Genomic DNA, 23,597 nt, shown 5'->3' on the forward strand with positions numbered 1-23,597 from the left:
CAGCCTCGTCCCTCCATCAGGACAACCGATGCCCTGGTGAGAGGTAGACCCCATGCACGACGAAAGCGCCGCCCGCTCCTTCCCTGCCCTCCCGGCCCGGATCGACCTGCCCGCCACCGAGCACGAGGTGCTTCGGCGCTGGTCGGAGCAGAAGGTCTTCGAACGCTCGCTGGAGCGGTCGCAGGGCAAGCCCAACTGGGTGTTCTACGAGGGCCCGCCCACCGCCAACGGCCAGCCCGGCGTGCACCACGTCGAGGCGCGGGTCTTCAAGGACGTCTTCCCCCGCTTCAAGACGATGCGCGGCTACCACGTCGACCGCAAGGCCGGATGGGACTGCCACGGCCTGCCCGTCGAGGTCGCGGTGGAGAAGGAGCTGGGCCTCAGCGGCAAGAAGGACATCGAGGAGTTCGGCGTCGCCGAGTTCAACGCCCGCTGCCGCGAGTCCGTGCTGCGCAACGTGAACGCGTTCACCGCCATGACCGAGCGCATGGGCTACTGGGTGAACATGGACGAGGCCTACCGCACCATGGACCCCGAGTATGTGGAGTCGGTGTGGTGGGCGCTGAAGACCATCTGGGACAAGGGCCTGCTGGTGCGCGACTACCGCATCAGCCCCTACTGCCCGCGCTGCGGCACCACGCTCTCCGACCACGAGCTCGCGCAGGGCTACGAGTCCGTCGTCGACCCTTCGGTCTACGTGCGCTTCCCCGTCACCTCGGGCCCGCTGGCCGACCCCGCGCGGCCGACGTCGCTGCTGGTGTGGACCACGACCCCTTGGACCCTGGTCTCCAACACCGCCGTGGCGGTGCACCCCGACGTCGCCTATGTGGTGGCCACCGACGGCACCGAGCGGCTGCTGGTGGCCGAGCCGCTCGTCGGCACCGCCCTGGGCGAGGGCTGGACGCTCACCGGTGAGCGCTTCGAGGGCTCGGAGATGGAGCGCTGGACCTACCAGCGCCCGTTCGAGCTGGTCGCCTTCGACGAGCCCGCGCACTTCGTGGTGCTGGCCGACTACGTCACCGTCGAGGACGGCACCGGCCTGGTCCACCAGTCCCCGGCGTTCGGCGCCGACGACATGGCGGTGTGCCGCGCCTACGGGCTGCCCGTGGTCAACCCCGTGCGCGCCGACGGCACGTTCGAGGCCGGACTGGACCTCATCGGCGGCGTCTTCTTCAAGACCGCCGACGCCGCCCTCGTCGAGGACCTGCGGGCGCGCGGCCTGCTGCTGCGCAACCAGCCCTACGAGCACAGCTACCCGCACTGCTGGCGCTGCCACACGCCGCTGCTCTACTACGCGCTGCCGTCCTGGTACATCAAGACGACGGCGATCAAGGACGAGCTGCTGGAGCAGAACGCGCGCACCAACTGGTTCCCCGAGAACGTCAAGGAGGGGCGCTACGGCGAGTGGCTGCGCAACAACATCGACTGGGCGCTGTCGCGCAGCCGCTACTGGGGCACGCCGCTGCCCGTGTGGGTCTGCGCGGAGGAGCACCACACGGTCGTGGGCTCGCTGGAGGAGCTGGGCGGGCTCGCCGGCCGCGACCTCGGCGCCCTCGACCCTCACCGGCCCTACGTCGACGACGTCTCCTTCGACTGCCCGCAGTGCGGCGGCCGCACCCGGCGTGTGCCCGAGGTCATCGACGTGTGGTTCGACTCCGGAGCGATGCCGTTCGCGCAGTGGGGGGCGCCGCACCGCAACGAGGCGGCGTTCGAGGCCAACTTCCCCGGCCAGTACATCTGCGAGGCCATCGACCAGACCCGCGGCTGGTTCTACTCGATGATGGCCGTGAGCACCCTGGTCTTCGGCCACTCCTCCTACGAGAACGTGGTCTGCCTGGGCCACATCCTCGCCGAGGACGGCCGCAAGATGAGCAAGCACCTGGGCAACGTCCTCGAACCGATGGAGGTCATGGAGCGCCACGGCGCCGACGCGCTGCGCTGGTTCATGGCCGCCAGCGGTTCGCCGTGGATGCCGCGCCGCGTGGGGCACGAGGCGCTTGAGGAGATCGTCCGCAAGGTCCTGCTGACCTACTACAACACCGTCTCCTTCTTCACCCTCTACGCCGGTGCGGGCGGCGCCTGGAGCCACGACCGGCTGGCCGAGGCCCCCGCGCCCGCGGAGCGCCCGCTGCTGGACCGGTGGCTGCTCTCCGAGCTGAACCGGGTCGTCGAGGGCGTCGGCGCGGCGCTGGAGCGCTTCGACACCGCCGGAGCCGGTCGGCTGCTGACCGCCTTCGTCGACGACCTGTCCAACTGGTACGTGCGGCGCTCGCGCCGCCGCTTCTGGGCGGGCGCGGACACCCCCGAGGGCGCGGCCGCGTTCGCCACCCTGTTCGAGGCGCTGGAGTCGCTGACACTGGTCATGGCGCCGCTGGTGCCGTTCATCACCGACCACGTCTGGGCGGCGCTGCGCCGGCCGGAGGCGCCGGACTCGGTGCACCTGGCGAGCTGGCCGCAGGTGCGCGAGGACCTCGTCGACACCCGGCTCTCGGAGCAGATGGCGCTGGTCCGCCGGCTCGTGGAGCTGGGCCGCGCTGCCCGCGTGGACTCGGGAGTGCGCACCCGCCAGCCGCTGTCGCGGGTGCTGGTCGGGGCCGCCGGGTTCGACGGGCTGCCCGAGCAGCTGCGCGACCAGATCGCCGAGGAGCTGAACGTGCAGCAGCTCGACCCGCTCTCGGCGGTCGGCGGCGACCTGGTCGACCACACCGTCAAGCCGAACTTCCGCGCCCTGGGCAAGCGCTTCGCCAAGCGCACGCCGCTGGTGGCCGCGGCGATCGGCGAGGCCGACGCGCGGGGGCTGGTCGAGCAGGTGCGCACGACGGGCTGGGCCCACGTCGACGTGGAGGGCGAACCGGTGGAGATCAGCGCCGAGGAGGTGCTGATCAGCGAGCAGCCCCGGGAAGGCTGGACGGTCGCGGCCGAGGGCGGCGAGACCGTCGCCCTGGATCTGGAGGTCACTCCGGCGCTCCAGCGCGCCGGCCTGGCCCGCGAGCTGATCCGCCTCGTCCAGGACGCCCGCAAGTCCAGCGGCCTGGAGATCTCCGACCGGATCGACCTGTGGTGGGAGGCGACCGACCCGGTCACCGCCCGGGCGCTGGAGGAGCACGAGCGCACCATCGCCGGCGAGGTCCTCGCGGTGAGCGTCACCCGGGGCGCACCGCAGGGCGACGCCCACACCGTCGCCTCGGACGACTTCGGCGTGACGCTCCGCCTGCGCAAGGCGGCCTAGCGGTCACCGCCGGTGCCGGGAGTGCCGCGCTCCCGGCACCGGTCGTCCTGCGCCGGACGGCTCCCGCGCGGTCGGGCGGCGCCGCCCGACCGCTCCCCCGCGATCGTCCCCGGCGCCGCGGACGCCGGGCCCCCCGCGGGAGCGTGGGCACGGCTGCGCCGGTTCCGCGGCGCCGGTCTGCGGCAATATCCGGGCGGCGTGCCCCTCAGGGGCGGTCGTCGTCCGCGGGGGCGCGGCGCAGGACCGCGGTCTCGTCCGCATCGGGCTCGTCGGAGGTCGGCGCGGGTTCCGCGGAACCGTCGGGATCGGCGCCAAAGTCCCGGGGCGCCGGCTCCGGCTCGGGCCGCCGCTCGGCGGTCTCCGCCGGATCGGCCGCGTCCTCCTCGGCGGTCTCGTCCGAGTCCCGGCCGTCCTCCTGTCCGCCGCCGGCCTGCTCGCCGGGCCGCGCGAAGGCATCGGTCGCCTCGTCGGACGCGGCGGCCTCGGCCGCAAGCTCGTGCCCGGGATCCCCCGGCCCTTCGGACTCGGCGGCGACCGCCTGCGCCTGGGGAGCGGCGGCGTTGGCCGCCCCTTCGGGCGCGGCGGCGGTGGCCGCGGCCTCGCCAAGGTGCTCCGAGGACGCGTCATCCGGCACGGTCGCCGTGATCGCGCGCAGGTCGAGAGGCGCGGTGATGGGCTCCTCGACGTCCTCGCCCGCGGGTGCCGGAGCGGTGTTCCACTCGGGGTCCGACGCGGCGGTCCCGGTCTGGTCCGGCTCGCCGGCGGAGTCGCCCCCGGCGGCGGCCGCCGCGGGGTCCGCGGTCGGCGTGTCGTCCTCGGGACCGCCCTCGCCGGGCGCCGCCGAGTCGTCGGTCGCCTCGGGTACCGCGGCATCGTCTGCGCCGCCGGCGGGTCGGCCGTCGTCGGTGCCGCCCTCGGCGGTCGCCTGCTCCGCGGCGTCTTCCGGCGCCGTCCCGGCGCCGTGGTCCGCCGCCTGTCCCTGCTCGGGCAGCAGTCCGCTGACGAAGGCGCTGAACGAGAGGTCGCGGTCGGCCTCGTCGGCGGGCGCGCCCTGGGCTGCGGCCGGTTCCGGCGACGGTGCGCCGGCGGGCGGCTCGGACTCGGGCGCCCGCGCGGGCTCGGCCGGCTCCGAGGGCACCGGCTCCTCCGGCGCGGCGTCCGCCTCGCCGGCGGGCGGCGCGGTCTCCTCGGGCGTGCCCGCATCGGGGGCGGGCTCGGGTCGCGCGGTCTCGGCGAAGTCCCGAGCGGCCGCTTCCGCCGGGGGTGCCGCCGTGGGTGCCTCGGCGCGCGCCTGGTCGGCCCCGGCCGCCTCCTGCCCAACTTGCCCGGCGCCGCCGGAGGCCTCCGCGGCGCCCGGGGCGACCGCGCCCTCGTCGGGCCCGCTCGGAACGCGGTTGATGCGCGGCCGGACCGGCCGCTGCGGCTGGGAGCGCACCGCGCTCTCCGCCGGCTCGGGACCGGCGGACGGCTCGGGTCGTCCTGTCTGCTCGGGGGGCTCCTCCGGCGATCGGCCGGGGGGCCTCGCACCGAGACCGTGGGGCGGCGCGTAGCCGCCGTAGGGAGCAGCCGGTCGTGCACCCTGTCCAGGGTTTTCACGCCGCGCCGCGCCGTCGCTCGCGGCGCGGCTCTGAGCGGGGGCGAAACCCCGCACTCCCTCGGTGGTACGGCTGTGCTGCGCGGCGGATTCCGCCGTTGCACCCGACAAGGTCGGGGCGAGGACGGACGCCTTCCCCAAACCGCCCGTCCGTGCCCACTGCCGTTGCGCGCCGGCATCGCCGGCCGGCGCTCCCTTGCCGGCACCCAGCCCCAGTTGCTCGCGTGATCTCACCGCCTCGGCGACGAGCAGTACCGCACCGAGAACGCCCAATGCGAGGGCGATGTAGACCAGCGTCGTCTCGGCGAACACCACACCGAAGGCGATGACCGCCAGAGCCGCCACCAAAGTGGCGAGACTGAGGATGAACACGGAATAGGAGAGCCTTCACTCAAGGGTTCTGTTGTGCGTTGCGGCGCCGCGGCACAGTCCGGTCGCCGCCGCTGTCGTGTAGCGCGCCGGGACTCCGGCGGTCGGTTCACCGCCGCTCGTGCGGAGCCTCACCGGGGTGGTAGCCGCCGTGCTGCGCGGGCTCGGGCTGGGCGAAGGGATTGCCGGAGGGCGCTCCGTTGGCCGGACCGCCGGGCGGCATGCCCGGGTTCCCGCCGGTGGGCGCCATCGTCTGGAATCCGCCCGTGGTGTTCGGGTTCTGCTGCTGGCCGGAGTTGGGCTCGTTGGCACCCTCGGCGAGCTCGCGCAGCTGGCGCTCGAAGTAGTCCTTGAGGCGGCTGCGGTACTCGCGCTCGAAGTCCTTGAGCTCGGCGACCTTGTGCTCCAGCTCCTCGCGCTGCTGCACGAGGGAGCCCATCACCTGGCGGTGGCGCTCCTGGGCGTCGCGGTCGAAGTTCTCGGAGCGGGCGCGGGCCTCGTTGACGATCTGCTCGGCCTGGCGGCGGGCCTTGCCGAGGATGTCGTCGGCCTCGTGGCGGGCGCGGCCGAGGGTCTCGTCGGCCTCGCGGCGCGCGTCGGAGATCGCCTGGTCGGCGGTCTGCTGGGCAAGGGCCAGGACCCGGGCGGCGGTGTCCATGTTCTCTTCCGAGCCGGGCAGGCCCATGTTGGCGGCCATGGCCGGGATCTGCTGCTCCAGCGGCTGCTGCGGCTGGGGCTGGGGCTGGGGCTGCTGCGGCTGCTGCGGCGGCTCCTGGCGGGCGGCCGGCTCGGGCTGCGGCTCGGGCGGGAGCTGCTGCTCCTGCGGCTGCTGCTGGAAGTCCTGCATGCCGGCGTTGGGCACCTTGCCCCGCAGGCACTCGGCCAGCTTGCCGCGCAGCTCCTCGTTCTCCTGGATCAGGCGGTCGAGCTCGGTCTCGACCTCGTCGAGGAACGCGTCGACCTCTTCCTCGTCGTAGCCCGGCCGGAGCCGGGTGGTACTGAACTGCTTGTTCCGCACATCCGCGGGTGTCAGCGGCATGTTCGTCTCCTTGGCGCGCTTGGACTGTGTCCGTAGGGACGCTACCTGATCGTGACCTTACGGCAATCCAGATCATGACCAAGGCCACATATCGAAACCAGGGCTTGCCTTTCCGACATCTGTGACCTTCTAGATGAACGAGATCGAACTTACGATCTGGAGAAGGATCACCACGAAGAGGAAGAGGACGGTGAAGCTCAGGTCCAGCGCCACTCCCCCCAGGCGAATGGGCGGGATGAACCGACGCAGGAACCGCAGGGGCGGGTCGGTGACGGTGTAGACGGTCTCCGCGAGTACCAGCACGAACCCGCTCGGTCGCCACGACCGGGCGAACGCCTGTACGAGCTCGAAGACGAGCCGCCCGATCAGCACCAGCATGAACACGTTCAGCAAGACGATGATGACGGACTGGACGATACTCACGGCCGTTCCCCGACCCAATCTCTGGACATCAGTGATGATCTAACTCTGGTTGAAGAACCCTCGCTCGGCGATGCGTGCTTTGTCTTCAGCAGTCACCTCAACATTAGCCGGGGACAACAAGAACACCTTTGTGGTCACGCGATCGATACTGCCGTGAAGACCGAAGATCAGACCCGCCGCGAAGTCGACCAGACGCTTGGCGTCGCTGTCGACCATCTCGGTCAGGTTCATGATCACCGGTACACCTTCTCGGAAGTACTCTCCGATGGTACGCGCCTCGTTGTAGGTCCGGGGATGCAGCGTAGTGATGCGCGCAAGGTCCGCGGTAGCGGGGGTGGTATGCGTCGGTGTGCGCCTGTCGGCAGGGGACATGGGGTAGTCATCCGCATCCGTCACGGAGTCGGCTCGGGGGTCGCCGCCCTGGTGAACGAGATGCCGGTCGCGCCGGCCCTCGACGCCTTCGTCGAAGTCGTCGAAGTCATCGTATTCGTCCGCATAGCGGTGATCGTAGCGGTCGTCCTCCACGAGGCCGAGGTAGACCGCCATCTTGCGCATCGCGCCGGCCATCTCTTGTCCTCCGTCGTCCCTGTGGTGCGGCACCGCAGATGACTCAGTCCATGTCGGGACGGGCCCGAGTCCGCCGGACGGGCGAACTCGACAGTTGGGCGCCAATGTCCATGTGGGGACATTACCCCACGTTCGGGCCCCGATCGTCGAGCAACGCCGTTCCCACCCGCAGGTGTGTCGCACCCTGGGCGACGGCCGCTTCCAGGTCCGCGCTCATGCCCGCGGAAACCGCCCTCGCCTGAGGGTAGCGAGCCCGGACCTCGGCGGCGACCGCATTCAGCCGGGCGAAGGCCTCCTCGGGATCTCCCCCGCGAGGCGCCACCGCCATGACTCCGGCCAGTGCCAGCCCCTCCTCGGCCGCGACGGCGTCGGCGACGGCCAGCGCGTCGCGCGGGTCGGCCCCGCCCCGCGGCCCCAGCACGCCGGCCTCGGAGGCGGGGTCGAGATCGACCTGGACCAGGCAGCCCACCTCGCGCCCCTCGGTCCGGGCGCGCGCACCGAGCGCGGCCGCGAGCCTGGGGCGGTCCACCGAGTGGACCATGTGGGCGTAGCGGGCCACCGAACGCGCCTTGTTGGTCTGCAACTGGCCGACGAAGTGCCAGCGCAGCCCCAGGTCGGCGCATTCGGCCGCCTTGGGCGCGGCCTCCTGGTCGCGGTTCTCGCCGACGTCGCCGACGCCGAGCCCGGCGAGGATGCGCACGTCGGAGGCGGGAAACGTCTTGGTCACCGCGATGATCGTCACGTCGTCGGGGCTGCGGCCCGCGGCCGCGCAGGCGGCGTCGACGCGCCCGCGCAGCGCGGCGAGGTTGGCGCGGATCCGCTCGCGGCGCCGCGAACCGCTGCCGGCGTGCGCCGGGCCGGCTCCCCCGGTGTCGCGGGCTCTCACGGCCGCCGCCATACGAATCCGGCGAATCGGCCGGTCGGAGCGCCGCCGCGGTGCGAGAAGAGCTCGGGGCTCTCCAGGGTGCAGCGGTCGTCGGAGGTGATGTGGCCGACATCGGCCGCGCGTAGCTGGGCGGTGACGGCGGCGCGCATGTCGATGCCCTCCGTGCCCTCGCGGGTGCGGCTGGCCGCTTCGGGCACGCTGCGTGCCACCTCGGCCTGCACCTGCGGGCCGACCTCGTAGCACCGGCCGCAGATGGCGGGGCCGAGGACGGCGCTGATGCGGGCGGGCTCGGCGCCCAGCAGCGCCATCCGCGCGACCATCGCGGGCGCCACGCCCGACTGCGTGCCGAGCCGGCCGGAGTGCGCCGCGCCGACGACGCCCGCCTCGGCGTCGGCGGCCAGCACCAGCAGGCAGTCGGCGGCCAGCGCGGCCAGCACCAGGCCGGGCCGGTCGGAGACGACGGCGTCGACGCGCCCGGCCGTTCCCGGCTCGGCGGCCACGGCCACGTCCGCGCTGTGCACCTGGTCCATCCACACCACGCTCTCGGCGGCGAACCCGAGGCGCTTCGCGGCCGTCCGGCGGTTCTCCGCCACGGCCCCGGGGGCGTCGCCCACCCCGTGGCCGAGGTTGAGGCTGTCGAACGGCGCGGAGCTGACCCCGCCGTCGTAGCGCTGGGTGAACCCGGCCCGCACGCCCGGTCCCAGCTCGATCACGGCACTCATCGTGTGCGCGGTTCCTCCGCATCCTCGGCAGTCGTCCAGGGGACGCGAAAAAGCGTACCGGCGGCGGGAGGCCCCGCCACCGGTACGCTCGGCCGCCGCGATCGGGCGCGCTACTTCAGGAAATCGGGCACGTCGAGGTCGTCGGGGTCGTCGAAGACAACCCGGCGCCGCGGCGTGGGCACGTTCTCGCCCGAACGCGGGAACGTGCCGTCGGTACCGGTGCCGCGCACCTCGCCGTAGTCGGGCTCGTCCACCGCGCGGATGCCGCGCCCCCGGCCGTCGTCCTCGGCCTCGAACTCGGACTCCTCGGTCTCCGGCTCGGGGTCGCGGCGCTCGGCGTGCTCGCGGGCGCGGACCTGCTCGGGCTCGCGGGGCTCCTGGGCGCGCGGGGGCTCGGGATCGGCGGGGGCCTCGGGCCGCGGCGGCTCATCGCGGACCGGTTCCCGCACGGGTTCGCGGGCCGCCTCGCGCGCCGGTGCGGGATCGGCGGGCGGCTGCGGGCGCTCCTCGGCGGCCGGGCGCACGGCCGGGCGCGGCTCGGCGGCCGGAGCCGCCGGCTGTTCGCGGACCGGTGGCTCCGGTGGCGGTGCGGCGGCTCTCTGCGGCGGCGAGGCCGACTCGTTGCGCGCCTCGTCGAAGCCGGCCGCTATAACGGTGACACGGACCTCGTCGCCCAGCGCGTCGTCGATGACCGCGCCGAAGATGATGTTCGCCTCGGGCGCGGCGGAGTTGGCCACCAGCTGGGCGGCCTCGTTGATCTCGAACAGCCCGAGGTCGGAGCCGCCCTGGATCGACAGCAGCACGCCGTGCGCGCCGTCGATGCTGGCTTCCAGCAGCGGCGACGATATCGCCATCTCGGCCGCCGCCACCGCGCGGTCGTCGCCGCGTGCCGAGCCGATGCCCATGAGTGCCGAGCCCGCCCCCTGCATCACCGACTTGACGTCGGCGAAGTCGAGGTTGATCAGACCCGGCGTGGTGATCAGGTCGGTGATGCCCTGAACACCGGAGAGCAGCACCTGGTCGGCCGCCTTGAACGCGTCGAGCACGCTGACCTGGCGGTCGGAGATGGAGAGCAGGCGGTCGTTGGGAATCACGATGAGCGTGTCGACCTCGTCGCGCAGCATGGCGATGCCGGCCTCGGCCTGGGTGGCGCGGCGCTTGCCCTCGAAGCCGAACGGGCGGGTGACCACACCGATGGTCAGGGCTCCGAGCGAGCGCGCGATGTCGGCGACGACCGGAGCCCCGCCGGTGCCGGTGCCGCCGCCCTCGCCCGCCGTGACGAAGACCATGTCGGCCCCCTTGAGGACCTCCTCGATCTCCTCGCGGTGGTCCTCGGCCGCCTTGCGCCCGACATCGGGGTTGGCGCCCGCGCCGAGCCCGCGGGTGAGTTCGCGTCCGACGTCGAGTTTGACGTCGGCATCGCTCATAAGCAGCGCCTGAGCGTCGGTGTTGATGGCGATGAACTCGACGCCCTTGAGTCCCTCTTCGATCATCCGGTTGACGGCGTTCACGCCACCGCCGCCGATTCCGACGACCTTGATGACCGCGAGGTAATTCTGCGGTGCTGCCACGACGAGGGGCCTTTCCGCTCGCTTCGGCCAATCGCGCCGTCCCGCCTCAGCGGAACCTGCCGTCCTGCGGCGGCGAACGGACCGATTGGCTGTCCGGTTCTACAGTCTTTCCACTGGGTCCCCTCTGACCGGCGCCGGGCCGGTCGGGTTCCCATACAGGGCTTCGGGCTCGCAGCCGGGCGGTTCCCCCTCCTCCGGGTGCTCCCGCCGTAACCGCCCTAAAGTCTCAGGTCCACACTTATGTCAACCAACGGTATTGCTTCCCGACAGTAAGCCGCTGCCTGCCTGCGGGCAACTAACCACGAGTTCAGCCTAACGGCGTGTCGCCCGGGGCGGCGATGTCCGCTCCCGGCGCGTCGCGTCTGGAAAGTATGCCTGATCTGGGGCGATTCGCCGCACCGTCGGAGCTGCGCCGCTCCCCCGCCGTTCGGGCTCGTCCGGGGCCTCATTCGACGACGGCCATGTCCGGTGCGCTGACGTCGTAGTGCCGGTCCGGGCCCGGCGGGTGCTCGTTGAGCAGCACGGTCAGGATCGTGCTCTTGCGCTCGGCGCGCTCGGTGGTGCCCCAGGAGACGGTGGCGCCGCTCTCCAGGGTGAGTTCGATCGCCGCCCGGTCGGCCGCGTCGACGCTGTCGATGCGCCCGCCGACCGCCGCCGGCACCCGTGCGAGCACCGAGGCGGCGGCCGCCACGGCCGGGCTTCCCTCAGGCTCGCCGGAGACGCTGATCAGCGGGTAGTTGTCGGGCCGCTGGTCGGTGTCGGCGATGCGCACCCCGTCGCCGTCGATCAGCCGGAACCCGTCGCCGGCGCGCACGGCCAGAACCGGGGTCCGCTCGACGACCTCCACCCGCAGCGTGGCCGGCCAGCCGCGGCCGACCTCGGCCGACTCCACCAGCCGCAGCTCCTCTGCGCGGCGCCGGGCCGCGTCGGTGTCGACCCGCGCCAGCGGGGTCCCCGTCGCCACGTCGACGGCGGCCGCCACACGCTCGGGGTCGAGCCGGGAGGTGCCGCTGACCTCGACGTCGCGCACCACCAGCAGCCGGGACCCGAGCAGCACCCAGGTGACGACCGTCAGCACCGCGACGATCAGCAGCACGACGAAGGCGACCTTCCAGGGGTCCGAACGCCGGCGGCCGGTGGACCCGGCGGGCGTGCCGCGGCCTGCGGCGGTGCGCCCGATGGTCGCGCTCACCTGGTCTCGCCGCCTTTCAGCCCGAGGCGCGCGGGTGCGCGCCTAGTCGCCGACCTGCTCCAGCGCCGACAGCGCCTCGACGATCCTCGGCCCCAGCTCGGTGACGTCGCCCGCGCCCATGGTGAGCACGATGTCGCCGGACTGGGCGGCGGCCGCCGCACGGGCCACCGCCTCGGCGCGGTCGGGCTCGTAGGCGACCCCGCCGCGGGCGATCCCGCGGGTGATCAGCTCGGAGCTGACACCGGGCTCGGGGTCCTCCCGCGCGGCGTAGATCGACAGCACCACGACCTCGTCGGCCAGCGAAAGCGCCGCGGCGAACTCGTCGGCGAAGATCCGCGTGCGACTGTACAGGTGGGGTTGGAAGACCGCCACGACCCGGCCGGGCGGTGCGTCGCCGGCCCGGGTGTCCAGCGCGGCGCGGGCCGCGTGCAGGTCGGCCTCGATCTCGGTGGGGTGGTGGGCGTAGCTGTCGTAGACCGCGACGCCGCCGGCCTCGCCCTTGAGCTCGAAGCGCCGGGCGGCGCCGGTGAAGCCGGCCAGCCCGGCGACGGCCACCCCGGGGTCGTGGCCCAGCACGGCGGCGGCCGCGACGGCGGCGGCCGCGTTGAGCACGTTGTGCCGGCCGGGCACCGCCAGCTCGGCGCGCAGCGGCTCGCCGCCGAAGGCGCTCAGCGTGAAGGCGGTGCGGAAGCCGTCGGCCGAGACGCCGGCCACCCGGTAGTCGCAGTCGGGCGACTCGCCGTAGGTGACCACCCGCTTGCCCAGGCCGCGGGCGATCTCGGCGACGCGGCGGGCGCCGGGGTCGTCGGCGCCCACGACCAGGGTGTCGCCGACACGCCCGGCGAAGGCCGCGAAGTTGGCGTGGATCTCGTCCAGGCCGCCGTAGTTGTCGAGGTGGTCGGCCTCGACGTTGGTGACCACGGCGATCTCGGGCGAGAGCATCAGAAACGAGCCGTCGCTCTCGTCGGCCTCGGCGACCAGGGTCACCCCGGCGCCGGCGTCGGCGCCGGTCCCGGTGTTCACCAGCGCGCCGCCGATGACGTAGCCCGGGTCGGCGCCGGCGTGCTGCAGGACGACCGTGAGCATCGAGGTGGTGGTGGTCTTGCCGTGGGTGCCGGCCACGGCCACGCCGCGCCGGCCCAGCAGCAGCGACCCCAGCGCGGCCGCGCGCGGGACGACCCGCAGGCCGCGGCCACGCGCCTCGGCGAGCTCGGGGTTGTCCTCGCGCACGGCGGAGGAGACTACGACGGTGTCAGCGGTTCCGACGTGGGCGGCGTCGTGCCCGACGTGCGTGGTCGCGCCGAGGGCCGCCAGCTCGTGCAGCAGCGGGCCGTCCTTGGCGTCGCTGCCGGTCACCTCGGTGCCCAGCTGCAGCAGCACCCGGGCGATCCCCGACATGCCGACGCCGCCGATGCCGATGAAGTGGACCCGGCCCAGCTTGTCCACAGGGACCGGGTCTGCGGGCGGTACCAGGCTCACCGCGTGTCCTTCCCGTCGTCGGCGAACGACTCGTCGACGATGATCTCGGATTCGTCGACCTCGGGCTCGGGGTCGCCGCGCTCACCGCGGGCGATCGCCAGGACCTCGCGGGCGAGCTCCATGTCGGCGTCGCGGCGGCCCATGCGCGAGGCGGCCTCCGACATCGCCACCACCCGGTCGGTGTCGGTGAGCAGCGGGATGAGGTTGTCGGCGATCCAGCCGGGACCCAGGTCGCCGTTCTCCACGAGCAGCCCGCCGCCGGCCTCGACGATGGGCTCGGCGTTGAGGCGCTGTTCGCCGTTGCCGATGGGCAGCGGGACGAACGCGCCCGGCAGGCCCACCGCGGTCAGCTCGGCGCAGGTCAGCGCACCCGAGCGGCACATCGCGACGTCGGCGGCGGCGTAGGCGAGGTCCATCCGGTCGACATAGGGCACGACCACGTAGGGCACGCTGTCGCGGGTGCGGTCCTCGGGCTCGTCGGCGTTGTTGGGGCCCACGACGTGCAGCACCTGCACACCGGCCGCGGTGAAGCGGTCTGCGGCGGCGAAGGCGGCCTCGTTGACCGACTGGGCGCCCTGGGACCCGCCGAAGATCAGCAGGGTGGGCAGCTCCGGGCGCAGCCCGAAGTGCGCCCGGGCCTTGTCGCCCATGGCCAGCCGGTCCAGCGAGGAGACCTGCTCGCGCAGCGGGATTCCGATGTAGCGGCCGTTGCGGATGTCGCTGTGCGGGTGTCCGGTGTAGACGTGGCTGGTCAGCCGGGCGCCCAGACGGTTGGCCAGGCCCGGCAGGGGGTTGGCCTCGTGGATGACGACGGGGATGCGGCGCCGGCGGGCGGCGAGGTAGCCGGGGGTGGCGACATAGCCGCCGAAGCCCACCAGCACGTCGGCCTCGAGCCGGGCGAGGTGGTTGCCGGCGGCGCCGATGGCGCTGGCGAGCTTGCCGGGGACGGAGAAGAGCTTGGGGGTGACCCGGCGCGGCAGGGGGACGGCCGGAATGGTGCCCAGTTCGTAGCCCCGCATGGGGACGAGGCGGGTCTCGAGTCCTCGTTCGGTGCCCAGACACATGATCCGGGTCTGCGGGTCGATGCGCATGAGCGCATCGGCCAGGGAGAGCGCGGGCTCGATATGCCCGGCCGTGCCGCCTCCGGCGAGGGCTACCCTCATCGTCGCCGATTCCTCCTCGCTTGCACCTGCGTCGAGCGCGATCGGTTGTCGGCCCGGCCCGCGGCGGGGCGCTTCGGGGCGGCGCCCATCGCCGTGAAGTCCAGGCCCAGCCAGCTTAGAGCCCTTTGCACCCGGCTGGGACCGCGCGCCGCCAGCGCCGCCCGCGCGTCCGGTTCGGACTTGGCCAGCGCCAGCAGGATGCCCAGCGCGATCATCGTGGGGATGAGCGCGGACCCGCCGGCCGAGACCAGCGGCAGCGGGATTCCCGTGATCGGCATGACGCCGATGACCGTGCCGATGTTCACCATCGCCTGGATGGTGATCCAGGCGGTGATCGCGGTGGCGGCCAGCCGGGTGAAGGGGTCGCCGGCGCGTGCTGCCACGCGCAGACCAGCGTAGCCCAGAACGCCGAACAGGCCGACGACGACGAGGGTGCCGATCAGGCCCATCTCCTCGCCGATGATCGCGAAGATGAAGTCGCTCTCGGGGTGGGGCAGAAACCCCCACTTCTCGCGGCTCTGGCCGATGCCCACGCCGAAGACGCCGCCGGTGCCCAGGGCGTAGAGCCCGTGCAGGAGCTGGAAGCCGGCGTCGGTGGGGTCGCTCTGCGGGTTCAGGAAGGAGGTGACCCGCGCGAGGCGGAAGGGCTGGACGGCGACCATGATCGAGACCAGCGAGACCACCATCCCGATCATCGCCAGGAACAGCCTGCCGGGCGCGCCCACCACCCACAGCAGCGCCAGGAAGGTCGCCAGCAGCACGAACGAGGTGCCCAGGTCGGTGCCGACGAGCACGAGCACGACCAGGGTCCCGCAGCCGGGAAGCAGCGGCATCAGCAGCTGGCGCCAGTCGCCCAGCTGCTTGAGCTCCTCCTTGCGGGCGAGCACGTTGGCCCCCCACAGCGCGAAGGCGAGCTTGGCCGGCTCCGAGGCCTGGATGGTCAGCCCGCCGATCTCCAGCCAGCGCACCGCGCCGCTGCCGTAGGCGTCGCCGCGGAAGGCGGTGATCAGCAGCAGCGCCATCGACACCAGCAGCGCCGGGTAGCCCACGATCCGGAACAGGCCCACAGGCAGGTGCGAGGCCAGCACCAGCAGCGGCAGGCCGGCGGCGGCGGCCATGGCCTGCTTCTGGAACAGCGAGAAGGCCGACCCGGTCTCGGTGTAGGAGTCGACCATGGAGGACGACAGCACCATGGTCAGGCCCAGGGCCGTCAGCATCGCGGTCGTACCGGCCAGCAGGTAGTAGGAGGTCAGCGGGCGGTCGAGGATCGAGGGCAGGTCGCGCAGCCACGCGCGCACACCGCCCCCGACCTGCCGCGGGCCGCGCTCGGCCCGCTTGGCCGAGGGGACCGATGTCGATACCGCCATTGGCGACCTCCGCCCGACGCAGTTCTCCCAGCGTCGACCAAGTCTGGCGGTCCAGCGGCCCGAAGCCCCGGACATAACCCGCGTGTCGGGCGCTTCGCCGCCGATCAGCGCCCCCGCGCGCGGCGGCCCCGGGCGGGCGGCGCCGAGCGCCGCCGTGCGGCGGCGCGGCGGCGCGGGGAACGGGTCAGGCGCGTGCGGCCACGGCCTCCGCGAAGCGGCGGCCGCGCTCCTTGTAGTCGGTGAACATGTCCATCGACGCGGCGGCGGGGGCGAGCAGGACCGTGTCGCCGGGGCGGGCCAGGCCGGCCGCGGCCCGCACGACCTGCTCCATGGCGTCCTCGCCTGCGGCGGCCTCGACCTCGACGACCGCGGCATCGGGGGCGTGGCGGGCCAGGGCCGCGCGCAGCCGGTCGCGGTCGCGGCCGAGCAGCACCGCGGCGCGCAGCCGCGGCGCCGCCTCGCGCACCAGGTCCTCGACCTCGGCGCCCTTGAGCAGCCCGCCGGCCACCCACACCACCGACGCGAACGAGGCGAGGGCGGCGGCGGCCGCGTGCGGGTTGGTGGCCTTGGAGTCGTCGACGTAGTCCACGCCGGCCACCGAGCCCAGGGGGGCCATGCGGTGCGGCTCCGGCGCGAACGCGGCCAGCCCCGCGCGCACGGACTCCGGCGCCGCGCCCACCGATCGGGCGAGCGCGGCCGCGGCGAGGGCGTTGGCGACGTTGTGCGGCGCCGCGGGCACCACGTCGGCCAGCGAGGCGAGTTCCTCGGCGCCCCCCTGGGGATCGGCCGCGAAGGCGCGGTCGACCAGCAGGTCCTCGACGACGCCGATCTGCCCGGCGCGCGGCGTGCCCAGGGTGAAGCCGTACAGCGGGGCGGCGGGGTCGCCGCAGGTTCGGGCCAGGTGCGTCGACCACGCGTCGTCGGCGTTGGCCACCCGCAGGGTCCCCGGCGCGTAGATGCGGCCCTTGGCGGCGGCGTAGGCCTCCAGGCCGCCGTGCCAGTCGAGGTGGTCGGGCGCCACGTTGAGCACCGCGGCCGCGTGCGGGGCCAGCGTCGCCGACCAGTGCAGCTGGAAGCTGGACAGCTCGACCGCCAGCAGATCGGGGGCGGGGCGGGGGCCGCCGGGCAGCGCCGCCTCCATGATCGGCGTGCCGACGTTGCCCACGGCCAGGGCGTCGCGTCCGTCGGCGCGCAGCATGGCCTCCAGCATGCGCACCGTGGTGGTCTTGCCGTTGGTGCCGGTGATCGCCAGCCACCGCTGCCCCGCCGGGCGCAGCCGCCAGGCCAGCTCCACGTCGCCCGCGATCTCGACGCCGGCGGCGCCGGCCTGCGCCAGCAGGGGCGCGTCGGGGCGCCAGCCGGGCGAGGTGACCACCAGGTCGGTCTCTGCGGGCAGGGTGTGCTCGCCCAGCAGCACCCGGGCGCCCTCGGCGCGCAGCTCCCGGGCCAGGTCCAGGGTCGCGTCGTCCTCGCGGGCGTCGACGACGCTCACCCGGGCGCCGCGGGCCAGCAGCGCGCGGACCACCGGGGGTCCCGAGACCCCCAGCCCGGCCACGCACACCGCCCGCTCCCGCAGGGCGGCGGCGAAGCCGGGGTCGGCCGGGGAGTCCGTGCGCGAGGGGCCGCCGGCGGGGGTCATCGGGGCATCCATTCCAGGTAGAACAGGCCGATTCCCACACCCACCAGCAGCCCCTGAATGATCCAGAAGCGGATGACGATCGTGGTCTCGGCCCAGCCCTTGAGCTCGAAGTGGTGCTGCAGCGGCGCCATCCGGAAGATGCGTTTTCCGGTCAGGCGGAAGGAGCTGATCTGCACCATCACCGACATGGTGACCAGCACGAACAGGCCGCCGATGACCAGCAGCAGCAGCTGGGTGCGGGTGGTGATGGCCAGGCCGACGATCAGCCCGCCCAGCGCCAGCGACCCGGTGTCGCCCATGAAGATCTTGGCCGGGGGTGCGTTGTACCAGAGGAAGCCGATGCAGCCGCCCAGGCAGGCCGCGGCCACCACCGCCAGGTCCAGCGGGTCGCGCACCGGGTAGCAGCTGGGCGCCAGGTAGGCCACGCAGCTCTGGCGGAGCTGCCAGTTGCCGATGATCACGTAGGCGACCAGGGACAGGATCATCGCTCCGGTGGCCAGGCCGTCCAGCCCGTCGGTGAGGTTGACGGCGTTGGAGAAGCCCACGATGAGGAACAGCGCCCAGGCCACGAACACGACCAGCAGCAGCGGCGGACCGAAGTCGCGCAGGAACGACAGCTGCGGGGAGGCCGGCGTGTAGCCGTAGCCGTTGGGGAACTGGGTGACGCCGACGGCGAACCCGACGCCGACCACCGTCTGGCCCAGCATCTTGGCGCCGCTGCGCAGGCCGAGGCTGCGGCGCTTGTAGATCTTGATGAAGTCGTCGAGAAAGCCGACGGCCCCCATGCCCACGAACAGGAACATCACCAGCAGCCCGGAGACGGTGGGCCGCGTCATCAGCACCAGGTGCGAGGCGAAGTAGCCGATGATGGCGCCGACGATGATGACGATGCCGCCCATCGTGGGCGTGCCCTGCTTGGTCTTGTGCCCCTCGGGCCCGTCGTCGCGGACCTCCTGGCCGAACTTGAACCGGAACAGGACCCGGATGACCAGCGGCATGATCAGCAGGGAGACGAGCAGTGACAGGCCCGCCGCGACAAGAATGCCGGTCACTTGGCGGCCTCCCCGGACGTCCCGCCGGCCTGTGCGGCGGGCGCGTCGCCCTCCGCCAGCTGCTCGGCGACCTTCTCCAGCCCTGCCACGCGCGATCCCTTCACCATGACGACGTCCTCCTGCCGCAACCGCGCGCGCAGGGCCGCGACGGCCTCGCCGGCGTCGCGGACCCGCACCACCTCTCCGTCCCACCCGGGCTCGGCGGCGGCGCCCTCGGCCATGGGTGCGGCGTCGTCGCCGACGACCACGAGGGTGCGCACGCCGCTGCGGGCGGCCAGGGCCCCGGCGCCGCGGTGCTCGGCGTCGGACTTCTCGCCCAGCTCGGCCATGACGCCCAGCACGGCGTGCGTGCGGCGCCCGCCGTTCCCGCCGAACGCCTCCAGGGTGCTCAGCGCGGCGGCGACGGACTCGGGGTTGGCGTTGTAGGCGTCGTTGACCACGGTGACGCCGCGGGGCGTTTCCGTGACCTCCATGCGCCACCGGCTCACCGGCCCGGCCTGCGACAGGGCGGCGGCGATACCGGCGGGCTCCATGCCCGCCTCGGCCGCAACGGCCGCCACGGCCAGCGCGTTGTGCACCTGGTGGGCACCGACCAGCGCGAGGCGGACCGGGGCCGAGCGCCCGCCGACGTGCAGGGTGAAGCCCGCGCGTCCGGCGGCGTCGAGCTCGACGCCTTCGGCGCGCACGTGGGCGCCGGGCGCCAGGCCGTAGGAGACGACGCGGGCGGCGGTGCGCTCGGCCATGGCGATCACGGCGTCGTCGTCGGCGTTGAGCACCGCGACACCGCCGTCGGCGGCCGAAGGCAGCGCCTCGACCAGCTCGCCTTTCGCGCGGGCGATGGCCTCGCGGCTGCCGAACTCGCCGACGTGGGCGCTGCCGACGTTGAGGACCACGCCGATGCGCGGCGGCGCGATGGCGCACAGGTGGGCGATGTGGCCCATGCCGCGGGCGGCGACCTCCAGCACGACGAAGCGGGTGTCGGCGTCGGCGCGCAGCACGGTCAGCGGATGGCCGATCTCGTTGTTGTAGGAGCCCGCCGGCGCGACGGTGGGGCCGAGACCGCCCAGGACCTGAGCCATCAGGTCCTTGGTGGTGGTCTTGCCGGAGGAGCCGGTTATCCCGACGATGTCCGCTCCGGTCAGCTCGCCGGCCACGGCCCTGGCCAGACGGCCCAGGGCCGCAATCACCCCCTCGTCGCCTCCGTCGGTGAGCAACTGCGGCGCCGCGACCGGCCGGGATCCCAGGACCGCCGCGGCACCCGCGGCGACAGCAGACCGGGCGAAGTCGTGCCCGTCGACCTGTTCGCCGCCGAGGGCGACGAAGAGCGAACCTGGTTCGGCACGCCGGGAGTCGATGACGACGGGCCCGAACACGACGTCCGAGGGACGCGCCGGTCCGCTTATTCGGGATTGGGTGATCTCAGCGATCCGATCGAGCGTCAGCGCGATCAAATCCACTCCTCATGTCTGGCCCGGCCCATTTGCGCCGGAAGGCGCCTCGAACAGGGCGACGGCGCGGTTACAGGGGATGGCGCGATCCGTCGACCCTGGGGCGGCGAGGATACGCCGCGGGCCGGGCTGCGATTGCCGGACCTACCTTAGAACATTTGATTGCCCGCGTTGTGCGCAGACCGGAGTAGCCCGGCCCGCCGAGGCCCCGTGTCCGCGGGGTCCCCGGCGCGGCCGCCGCGGCGCCCGTGGTCGGGCGTGCCGCGGGGCCGGCACCCAGCCGGTTGCGGCGGGGAGCCGGCTCCAGGCGCACGGCCTGCCTGCGCCCGCGTGTGCTCGCTCGTCCGTGCGTGGTGGCGCCCCCTCGGCTCAGTGGGCGCCGCGCCGCCGCAGTGCGGCCAGCAGCACGTCGCGGTCGTCGAAGGGCAGGACCTCGCCGGCGACGTACTGGCCGGTCTCATGGCCTTTCCCGGCCACCACCACGACGTCTCCGGGGCCGGCCCGGCGCACCGCCAGGCCGATGGCCTCGGCGCGGTCGGGCTCGACGGTGACGCGGGCGCGCTGGTCCCGGGGCACCTTGGCGACCCCGTCGAGCATGGCCGAGACGATCGCGACCGGGTCCTCGGTCCGCGGGTTGTCGTCGGTGATGACCAGCGCGTCGGCGAGGCGGGCGGCGGCCTCTCCCATCAGCGGGCGCTTGGCGCGGTCGCGGTCGCCGCCGCAGCCCACGACCATGGTCAGCCGCCCTTCGGCGACGCCGCGCAGTGCGGTCAGCACCGCCTCGATCGCGCCCGGCTTGTGCGAGTAGTCCACGACGGCGGTGAAGTCCTGGCCGGCGTCGACGCGCTCCATGCGTCCCGGTACGCCGGGGGCGTCGGCCACACCCTCGATGGCGGTGTCCAGCGGGACACCGGCCTCGACCAGTCCCACGACCGCGGCCAGGGCGTTGGAGACGTTGAAGGCGCCGGGCAGCGCAACCGAGGCGTCGGCCCGCATGCCGCCGGGGCCGGCGACGCGGAAGGTGCTGCCGAGGGAGCCCAGGGCGACGTCCTCGGCGCGCCAGTCGGCGTCGGGGTCGCCCTCGGTGGAGAAGGTGGTCACCGGCACGTCGCCGCGCACCCGGACCTGGTCGATGAGCACCCGGCCGAAGCGGTCGTCGCTGTTGACCACGGCGATGCGGCAGTGCTCGGGGGTGAACAGCCGCGCCTTGGCGTCGAAGTAGTCGCGCAGGTCGCTGTGGAAGTCCAGGTGGTCCTGGGAGAGGTTGGTGAAGACGGCGACGTCGTAGCGGGCCCCGCCGACCCGGCCGAGGGCCAGCGCGTGGCTGGAGACCTCCATGGCCGCGGCCGCGACGCCCTCCTCGCGCATGCGCGCGAAGAGGCCGTGCAGGTCGGTGGCTTCGGGCGTGGTCAGCGACGAGGCGACGCGGCGGTCGCCGACGCGCATCTCCACCGTGCCGATCAGCCCCGTGGTCATGCCGGCGGTGCGCAGCCCGGACTCCACCAGGTAGGTGACCGTGGTCTTGCCGCTGGTGCCGGTCGTGCCGATGAGCAGCAGGTCGTCTCCGGGCGCGCCGTAGACCCACGAGGCGACGCGGCCCAGCTCGGCGCGGGGGTCGGCGACCGTGACGACGGGCAGCCGGGTGGCGGCGGCGCGGTCGTAGCCGGCGGGGTCGGTCAGCACCGCCGCGGCGCCCGACTGCGCGGCCTGGGCGGCGAAGTCGGCGCCGTGGGCGCGGCTGCCGGGCAGGGCGGCGTAGATGTCGCCGGGGCGCACGGCCCGCGAGTCGTGCGTGATGCCGCTGATCGCGGTGGCGCCGGGGTCGTCGTCCGACCCGTGCGGGCCGGCCGGGTCCTCGGCTTCGGAGGGCTCGACGCACGTGACGAACGCCTCGCTGCCCAGCAGCCGGGCGAGCTCGGACAGCGGGCGGGGCTGGGTCTGGTCGGGTCGCATTACCGGTGGCACGTCGAGAGGTTATCGGCTGTGGGCGCCGACGGGTAAATCCGTGTTCTCGGCGGACGCGGCGGCGCGCCGGGCGGCGCGCTCACCCGCCGCCGAAAAGCCGGATGTTGGGCGGTTCGGTGCCCGTGGGCGGGATCTTCTCCGACTTCAGCGCAAAGGACATGATGTCGGTGAACACCGGCGCGGCGGCCTCGCCGCCGTAGTACTGGTTCTTGGGGTTGTGCAGGACCACCTGCACGACCAGCTCGGGGTCGTCGGCGGGGGCGAAGCCCACGAACATCGCGGTGTGCCCCCCGTTGTAGGTGCCGGTCTCGGGGTCGACCCGGTTGGCGGTGCCGGTCTTGCCGGCGACCCGGTAGTTGGGGATCTGCGCGGACTCGGCGGTGCCGTGCTCGCCGGTGACCGCCTCCAGCATCCGCGAGAGCTCATGGGCGGTGTCCTTGCTGATGACCCGTTTGCTGGGCGCGTCCTCGGCGGCGTTGAGCCCGCCGTCCTCGCCGACGGTCCCGGCCACCAGGGTGGGCTCCACGCGCACGCCGTCGTTGGCGATGGTGGCGTAGACGCTGGCCATCTGTGCGGCGTTGACCGACAGCCCCTGCCCGAAGGAGATGGAGGGAAGCTGGGTGCCCCACCAGTCGTCGGGGTGGGCGAGGATTCCGGCGTTCTCGCCGGGCAGGTCCAGCCCGGTGGGCGAGCCGAAGCCGAAGTCGCGCAGGTAGTCGTAGAGGCGCTGGGCCCCCAGCTGCTGCCCGACCTTGATCGTGCCGACGTTGCTGGACTGGGCCAGGATGCCGTTCAGGGTGAGCTGCTGGGTCTTGTGGAAGTGGTCGTCGGAGAACGTGCGGTCGTGGATCTGCACCGAGTAGGGGACCGTGTAGACGCTCTCCGGTGTGGTCAGGCCCTCCTCCAGAGCGCCGGCCAGCGTGATGACCTTGTTGGTGCTGCCGGGTTCGAAGGCCTCGGCCACGGCGCCGTTGAGCCGGTCCCCGGGCTCGGAGTCGGCGTACTCGGACTGGTCGTAGGTGGGGTAGTCGGCCATGGCCAGCACCTCGCCGTTGGGGCGCATGACGATGGCGCTGCCGCCCTCGGCGTCGAGCTCCTCGGCGCGTTCGGCCAGGGCCTGGCTGGCGTGCCACTGGATGTCGCGGTCGAGGGTGAGCCGCACGTCCTTGCCGGGCTCGGGCTCCTGGGAGAGGCCGCCGGCCATGGGGATCTGCACGCCTGAGGCGCCGGTCTCGACCTGCTGCTTGCCGGGCTTGCCGGCCAGCGTGTCGTCCATCACCGCTTCGAGGCCTTCGAGGCCGTGGCCGTCGGCCCCGGTGAAGCCGACGAGGTCGGCGGCGCCGGTCTCGTCGGGGTAGACGCGCTTGTAGTCGGTCAGGGCGCCGATGCCGCTGAGGCCGAGCGCCTCGATGTCGTCCCACTTGGCGGGGGCGACCTTCTCGGCCACGACCTGGTATCGGCTGGGCTCGGCGTCGACCTTCTCGGCGACCTCGGCGCGGTCCAGGCCGAGCCGCTCGGTGAGCTCGTCGATCACCTTGCCGCGCTCGGCGTCGCGCACGGCCACGGGGTCGACGAAGACGGTTCGCGCCTCGACCGAGATGGCGAGCGGGTTGCCGGAGGAGTCGGTGATGTCGCCGCGCGTGGTGGGGATGTCGATGGTGGTCAGGCGCATGTCCTCGGCCGCCGCGGCGTACTGGGAGGCGTCGATCGCCTGGATCTGGATCAGGCGGCCCGCGAAGACCATCAGCACCACCGTCATGAGGATGCCGGCGATGTGGAGGCGGCGCCGGGGGTTGCCGCGCTTGAAGGGGCGGCGCTGCGGCGGTCTGGGCCCCCCGCCGCCGGGGCGGCGGGGCGGCGGCCCCGAGCGCGGGCGGCGCCGCGCCGGAGCC

General features: G+C 73.5%; 17 protein-coding genes. 1 reads left to right on the forward strand and 16 read right to left on the reverse strand.

Annotated features, from left to right (window positions below):
* The first annotated feature begins 52 nt into the window (after nt 1-52).
* Nucleotides 53-3,229: an isoleucine--tRNA ligase gene (gene ileS, locus ABEA15_RS15190; protein ID WP_345557127.1), complete on the forward strand. Its 3,177-nt coding sequence runs from the start codon at nt 53-55 to the stop codon at nt 3,227-3,229.
* A 205-nt stretch (nt 3,230-3,434) separates the two neighbouring features.
* Here the strand turns inward: ileS and ABEA15_RS15195 are convergent, their stop codons facing one another.
* The 16 genes from ABEA15_RS15195 to ABEA15_RS15270 form a co-directional block, all read right to left on the reverse strand.
* Nucleotides 3,435-5,195, reverse strand: coding sequence for a hypothetical protein (locus tag ABEA15_RS15195; protein WP_345557128.1), 1,761 nt, complete (start codon nt 5,193-5,195; stop codon nt 3,435-3,437).
* A 106-nt stretch (nt 5,196-5,301) separates the two neighbouring features.
* Nucleotides 5,302-6,231, reverse strand: a complete 930-nt coding sequence (locus tag ABEA15_RS15200) for a DivIVA domain-containing protein (protein WP_345557129.1) — start codon at nt 6,229-6,231, stop codon at nt 5,302-5,304.
* A gap of 129 nt (nt 6,232-6,360) precedes the next feature.
* Nucleotides 6,361-6,654, reverse strand: coding sequence for a YggT family protein (locus ABEA15_RS15205; protein WP_344145923.1), 294 nt, complete (start codon nt 6,652-6,654; stop codon nt 6,361-6,363).
* Between the two features lie 39 nt (nt 6,655-6,693).
* Nucleotides 6,694-7,221: a cell division protein SepF gene (locus tag ABEA15_RS15210; RefSeq protein ID WP_345557130.1), complete on the reverse strand. Its 528-nt coding sequence runs from the start codon at nt 7,219-7,221 to the stop codon at nt 6,694-6,696.
* Nucleotides 7,222-7,342: 121 nt separating this feature from the next.
* The gene (locus ABEA15_RS15215; protein WP_345557131.1) at nt 7,343-8,107 is read right to left on the reverse strand and encodes a YggS family pyridoxal phosphate-dependent enzyme; all 765 of its coding nucleotides are present in this window, start codon (nt 8,105-8,107) and stop codon (nt 7,343-7,345) included.
* Entirely contained in the window at nt 8,104-8,829 is a 726-nt protein-coding gene (gene pgeF / locus ABEA15_RS15220; RefSeq protein WP_345557132.1) for a peptidoglycan editing factor PgeF, read from the reverse strand. Before pgeF ends, ABEA15_RS15215 begins: the two co-directional genes overlap by 4 nt.
* Nucleotides 8,830-8,939: 110 nt before the next feature.
* Complete coding sequence (gene ftsZ, locus ABEA15_RS15225) at nt 8,940-10,400, reverse strand: cell division protein FtsZ (RefSeq protein WP_344145935.1); 1,461 nt, start codon at nt 10,398-10,400, stop codon at nt 8,940-8,942.
* Between the two features lie 445 nt (nt 10,401-10,845).
* Nucleotides 10,846-11,592, reverse strand: a complete 747-nt coding sequence (locus ABEA15_RS15230) for a cell division protein FtsQ/DivIB (protein ID WP_344145938.1) — start codon at nt 11,590-11,592, stop codon at nt 10,846-10,848.
* Between the two features lie 42 nt (nt 11,593-11,634).
* Nucleotides 11,635-13,071: a UDP-N-acetylmuramate--L-alanine ligase gene (gene murC, locus ABEA15_RS15235; RefSeq protein WP_344145941.1), complete on the reverse strand. Its 1,437-nt coding sequence runs from the start codon at nt 13,069-13,071 to the stop codon at nt 11,635-11,637.
* Complete coding sequence (gene murG / locus ABEA15_RS15240) at nt 13,068-14,234, reverse strand: undecaprenyldiphospho-muramoylpentapeptide beta-N-acetylglucosaminyltransferase (RefSeq protein WP_344145944.1); 1,167 nt, start codon at nt 14,232-14,234, stop codon at nt 13,068-13,070. Before murG ends, murC begins: the two co-directional genes overlap by 4 nt.
* Entirely contained in the window at nt 14,231-15,601 is a 1,371-nt protein-coding gene (gene ftsW, locus ABEA15_RS15245; RefSeq protein WP_344145947.1) for a putative lipid II flippase FtsW, read from the reverse strand. Before ftsW ends, murG begins: the two co-directional genes overlap by 4 nt.
* 184 nt (nt 15,602-15,785) lie before the next feature.
* Nucleotides 15,786-17,240, reverse strand: coding sequence for a UDP-N-acetylmuramoyl-L-alanine--D-glutamate ligase (gene murD / locus ABEA15_RS15250; protein ID WP_345557133.1), 1,455 nt, complete (start codon nt 17,238-17,240; stop codon nt 15,786-15,788).
* Nucleotides 17,237-18,292, reverse strand: coding sequence for a phospho-N-acetylmuramoyl-pentapeptide-transferase (gene mraY / locus ABEA15_RS15255; RefSeq protein WP_344145953.1), 1,056 nt, complete (start codon nt 18,290-18,292; stop codon nt 17,237-17,239). Before mraY ends, murD begins: the two co-directional genes overlap by 4 nt.
* Nucleotides 18,289-19,743 (reverse strand): UDP-N-acetylmuramoyl-tripeptide--D-alanyl-D-alanine ligase, encoded by a 1,455-nt coding sequence (locus ABEA15_RS15260; RefSeq protein WP_345557134.1) that lies wholly within the window; start codon nt 19,741-19,743, stop codon nt 18,289-18,291. The genes mraY and ABEA15_RS15260 overlap by 4 nt, the downstream gene beginning before the upstream one ends.
* A 366-nt stretch (nt 19,744-20,109) precedes the next feature.
* Nucleotides 20,110-21,693, reverse strand: coding sequence for a UDP-N-acetylmuramoyl-L-alanyl-D-glutamate--2,6-diaminopimelate ligase (locus ABEA15_RS15265; RefSeq protein ID WP_345557142.1), 1,584 nt, complete (start codon nt 21,691-21,693; stop codon nt 20,110-20,112).
* 91 nt (nt 21,694-21,784) lie between these two features.
* Nucleotides 21,785-23,597, reverse strand: a 1,813-nt coding sequence (locus ABEA15_RS15270; protein WP_345557135.1) for a peptidoglycan D,D-transpeptidase FtsI family protein, incomplete at its 5' end; no start/stop codon positions are given.

This window comes from Streptomonospora halophila, assembly GCF_039542725.1.
GTDB lineage: Bacteria > Actinomycetota > Actinomycetes > Streptosporangiales > Streptosporangiaceae > Streptomonospora > Streptomonospora halophila.

Coding starts and splice junctions, on each gene's coding strand:
- ileS (WP_345557127.1), top strand. CDS start 53: ATGCACGACGAAAGCGCCGCCCGCTCCTTCCCTGCCCTCCCGGCCCGG.
- ABEA15_RS15200 (WP_345557129.1), bottom strand. CDS start 6,231: ATGCCGCTGACACCCGCGGATGTGCGGAACAAGCAGTTCAGTACCACC.
- ABEA15_RS15210 (WP_345557130.1), bottom strand. CDS start 7,221: ATGGCCGGCGCGATGCGCAAGATGGCGGTCTACCTCGGCCTCGTGGAG.
- pgeF (WP_345557132.1), bottom strand. CDS start 8,829: ATGAGTGCCGTGATCGAGCTGGGACCGGGCGTGCGGGCCGGGTTCACC.
- murG (WP_344145944.1), bottom strand. CDS start 14,234: ATGAGGGTAGCCCTCGCCGGAGGCGGCACGGCCGGGCATATCGAGCCC.
- ftsW (WP_344145947.1), bottom strand. CDS start 15,601: ATGGCGGTATCGACATCGGTCCCCTCGGCCAAGCGGGCCGAGCGCGGC.
- murD (WP_345557133.1), bottom strand. CDS start 17,240: ATGACCCCCGCCGGCGGCCCCTCGCGCACGGACTCCCCGGCCGACCCC.
- ABEA15_RS15265 (WP_345557142.1), bottom strand. CDS start 21,693: ATGCGACCCGACCAGACCCAGCCCCGCCCGCTGTCCGAGCTCGCCCGG.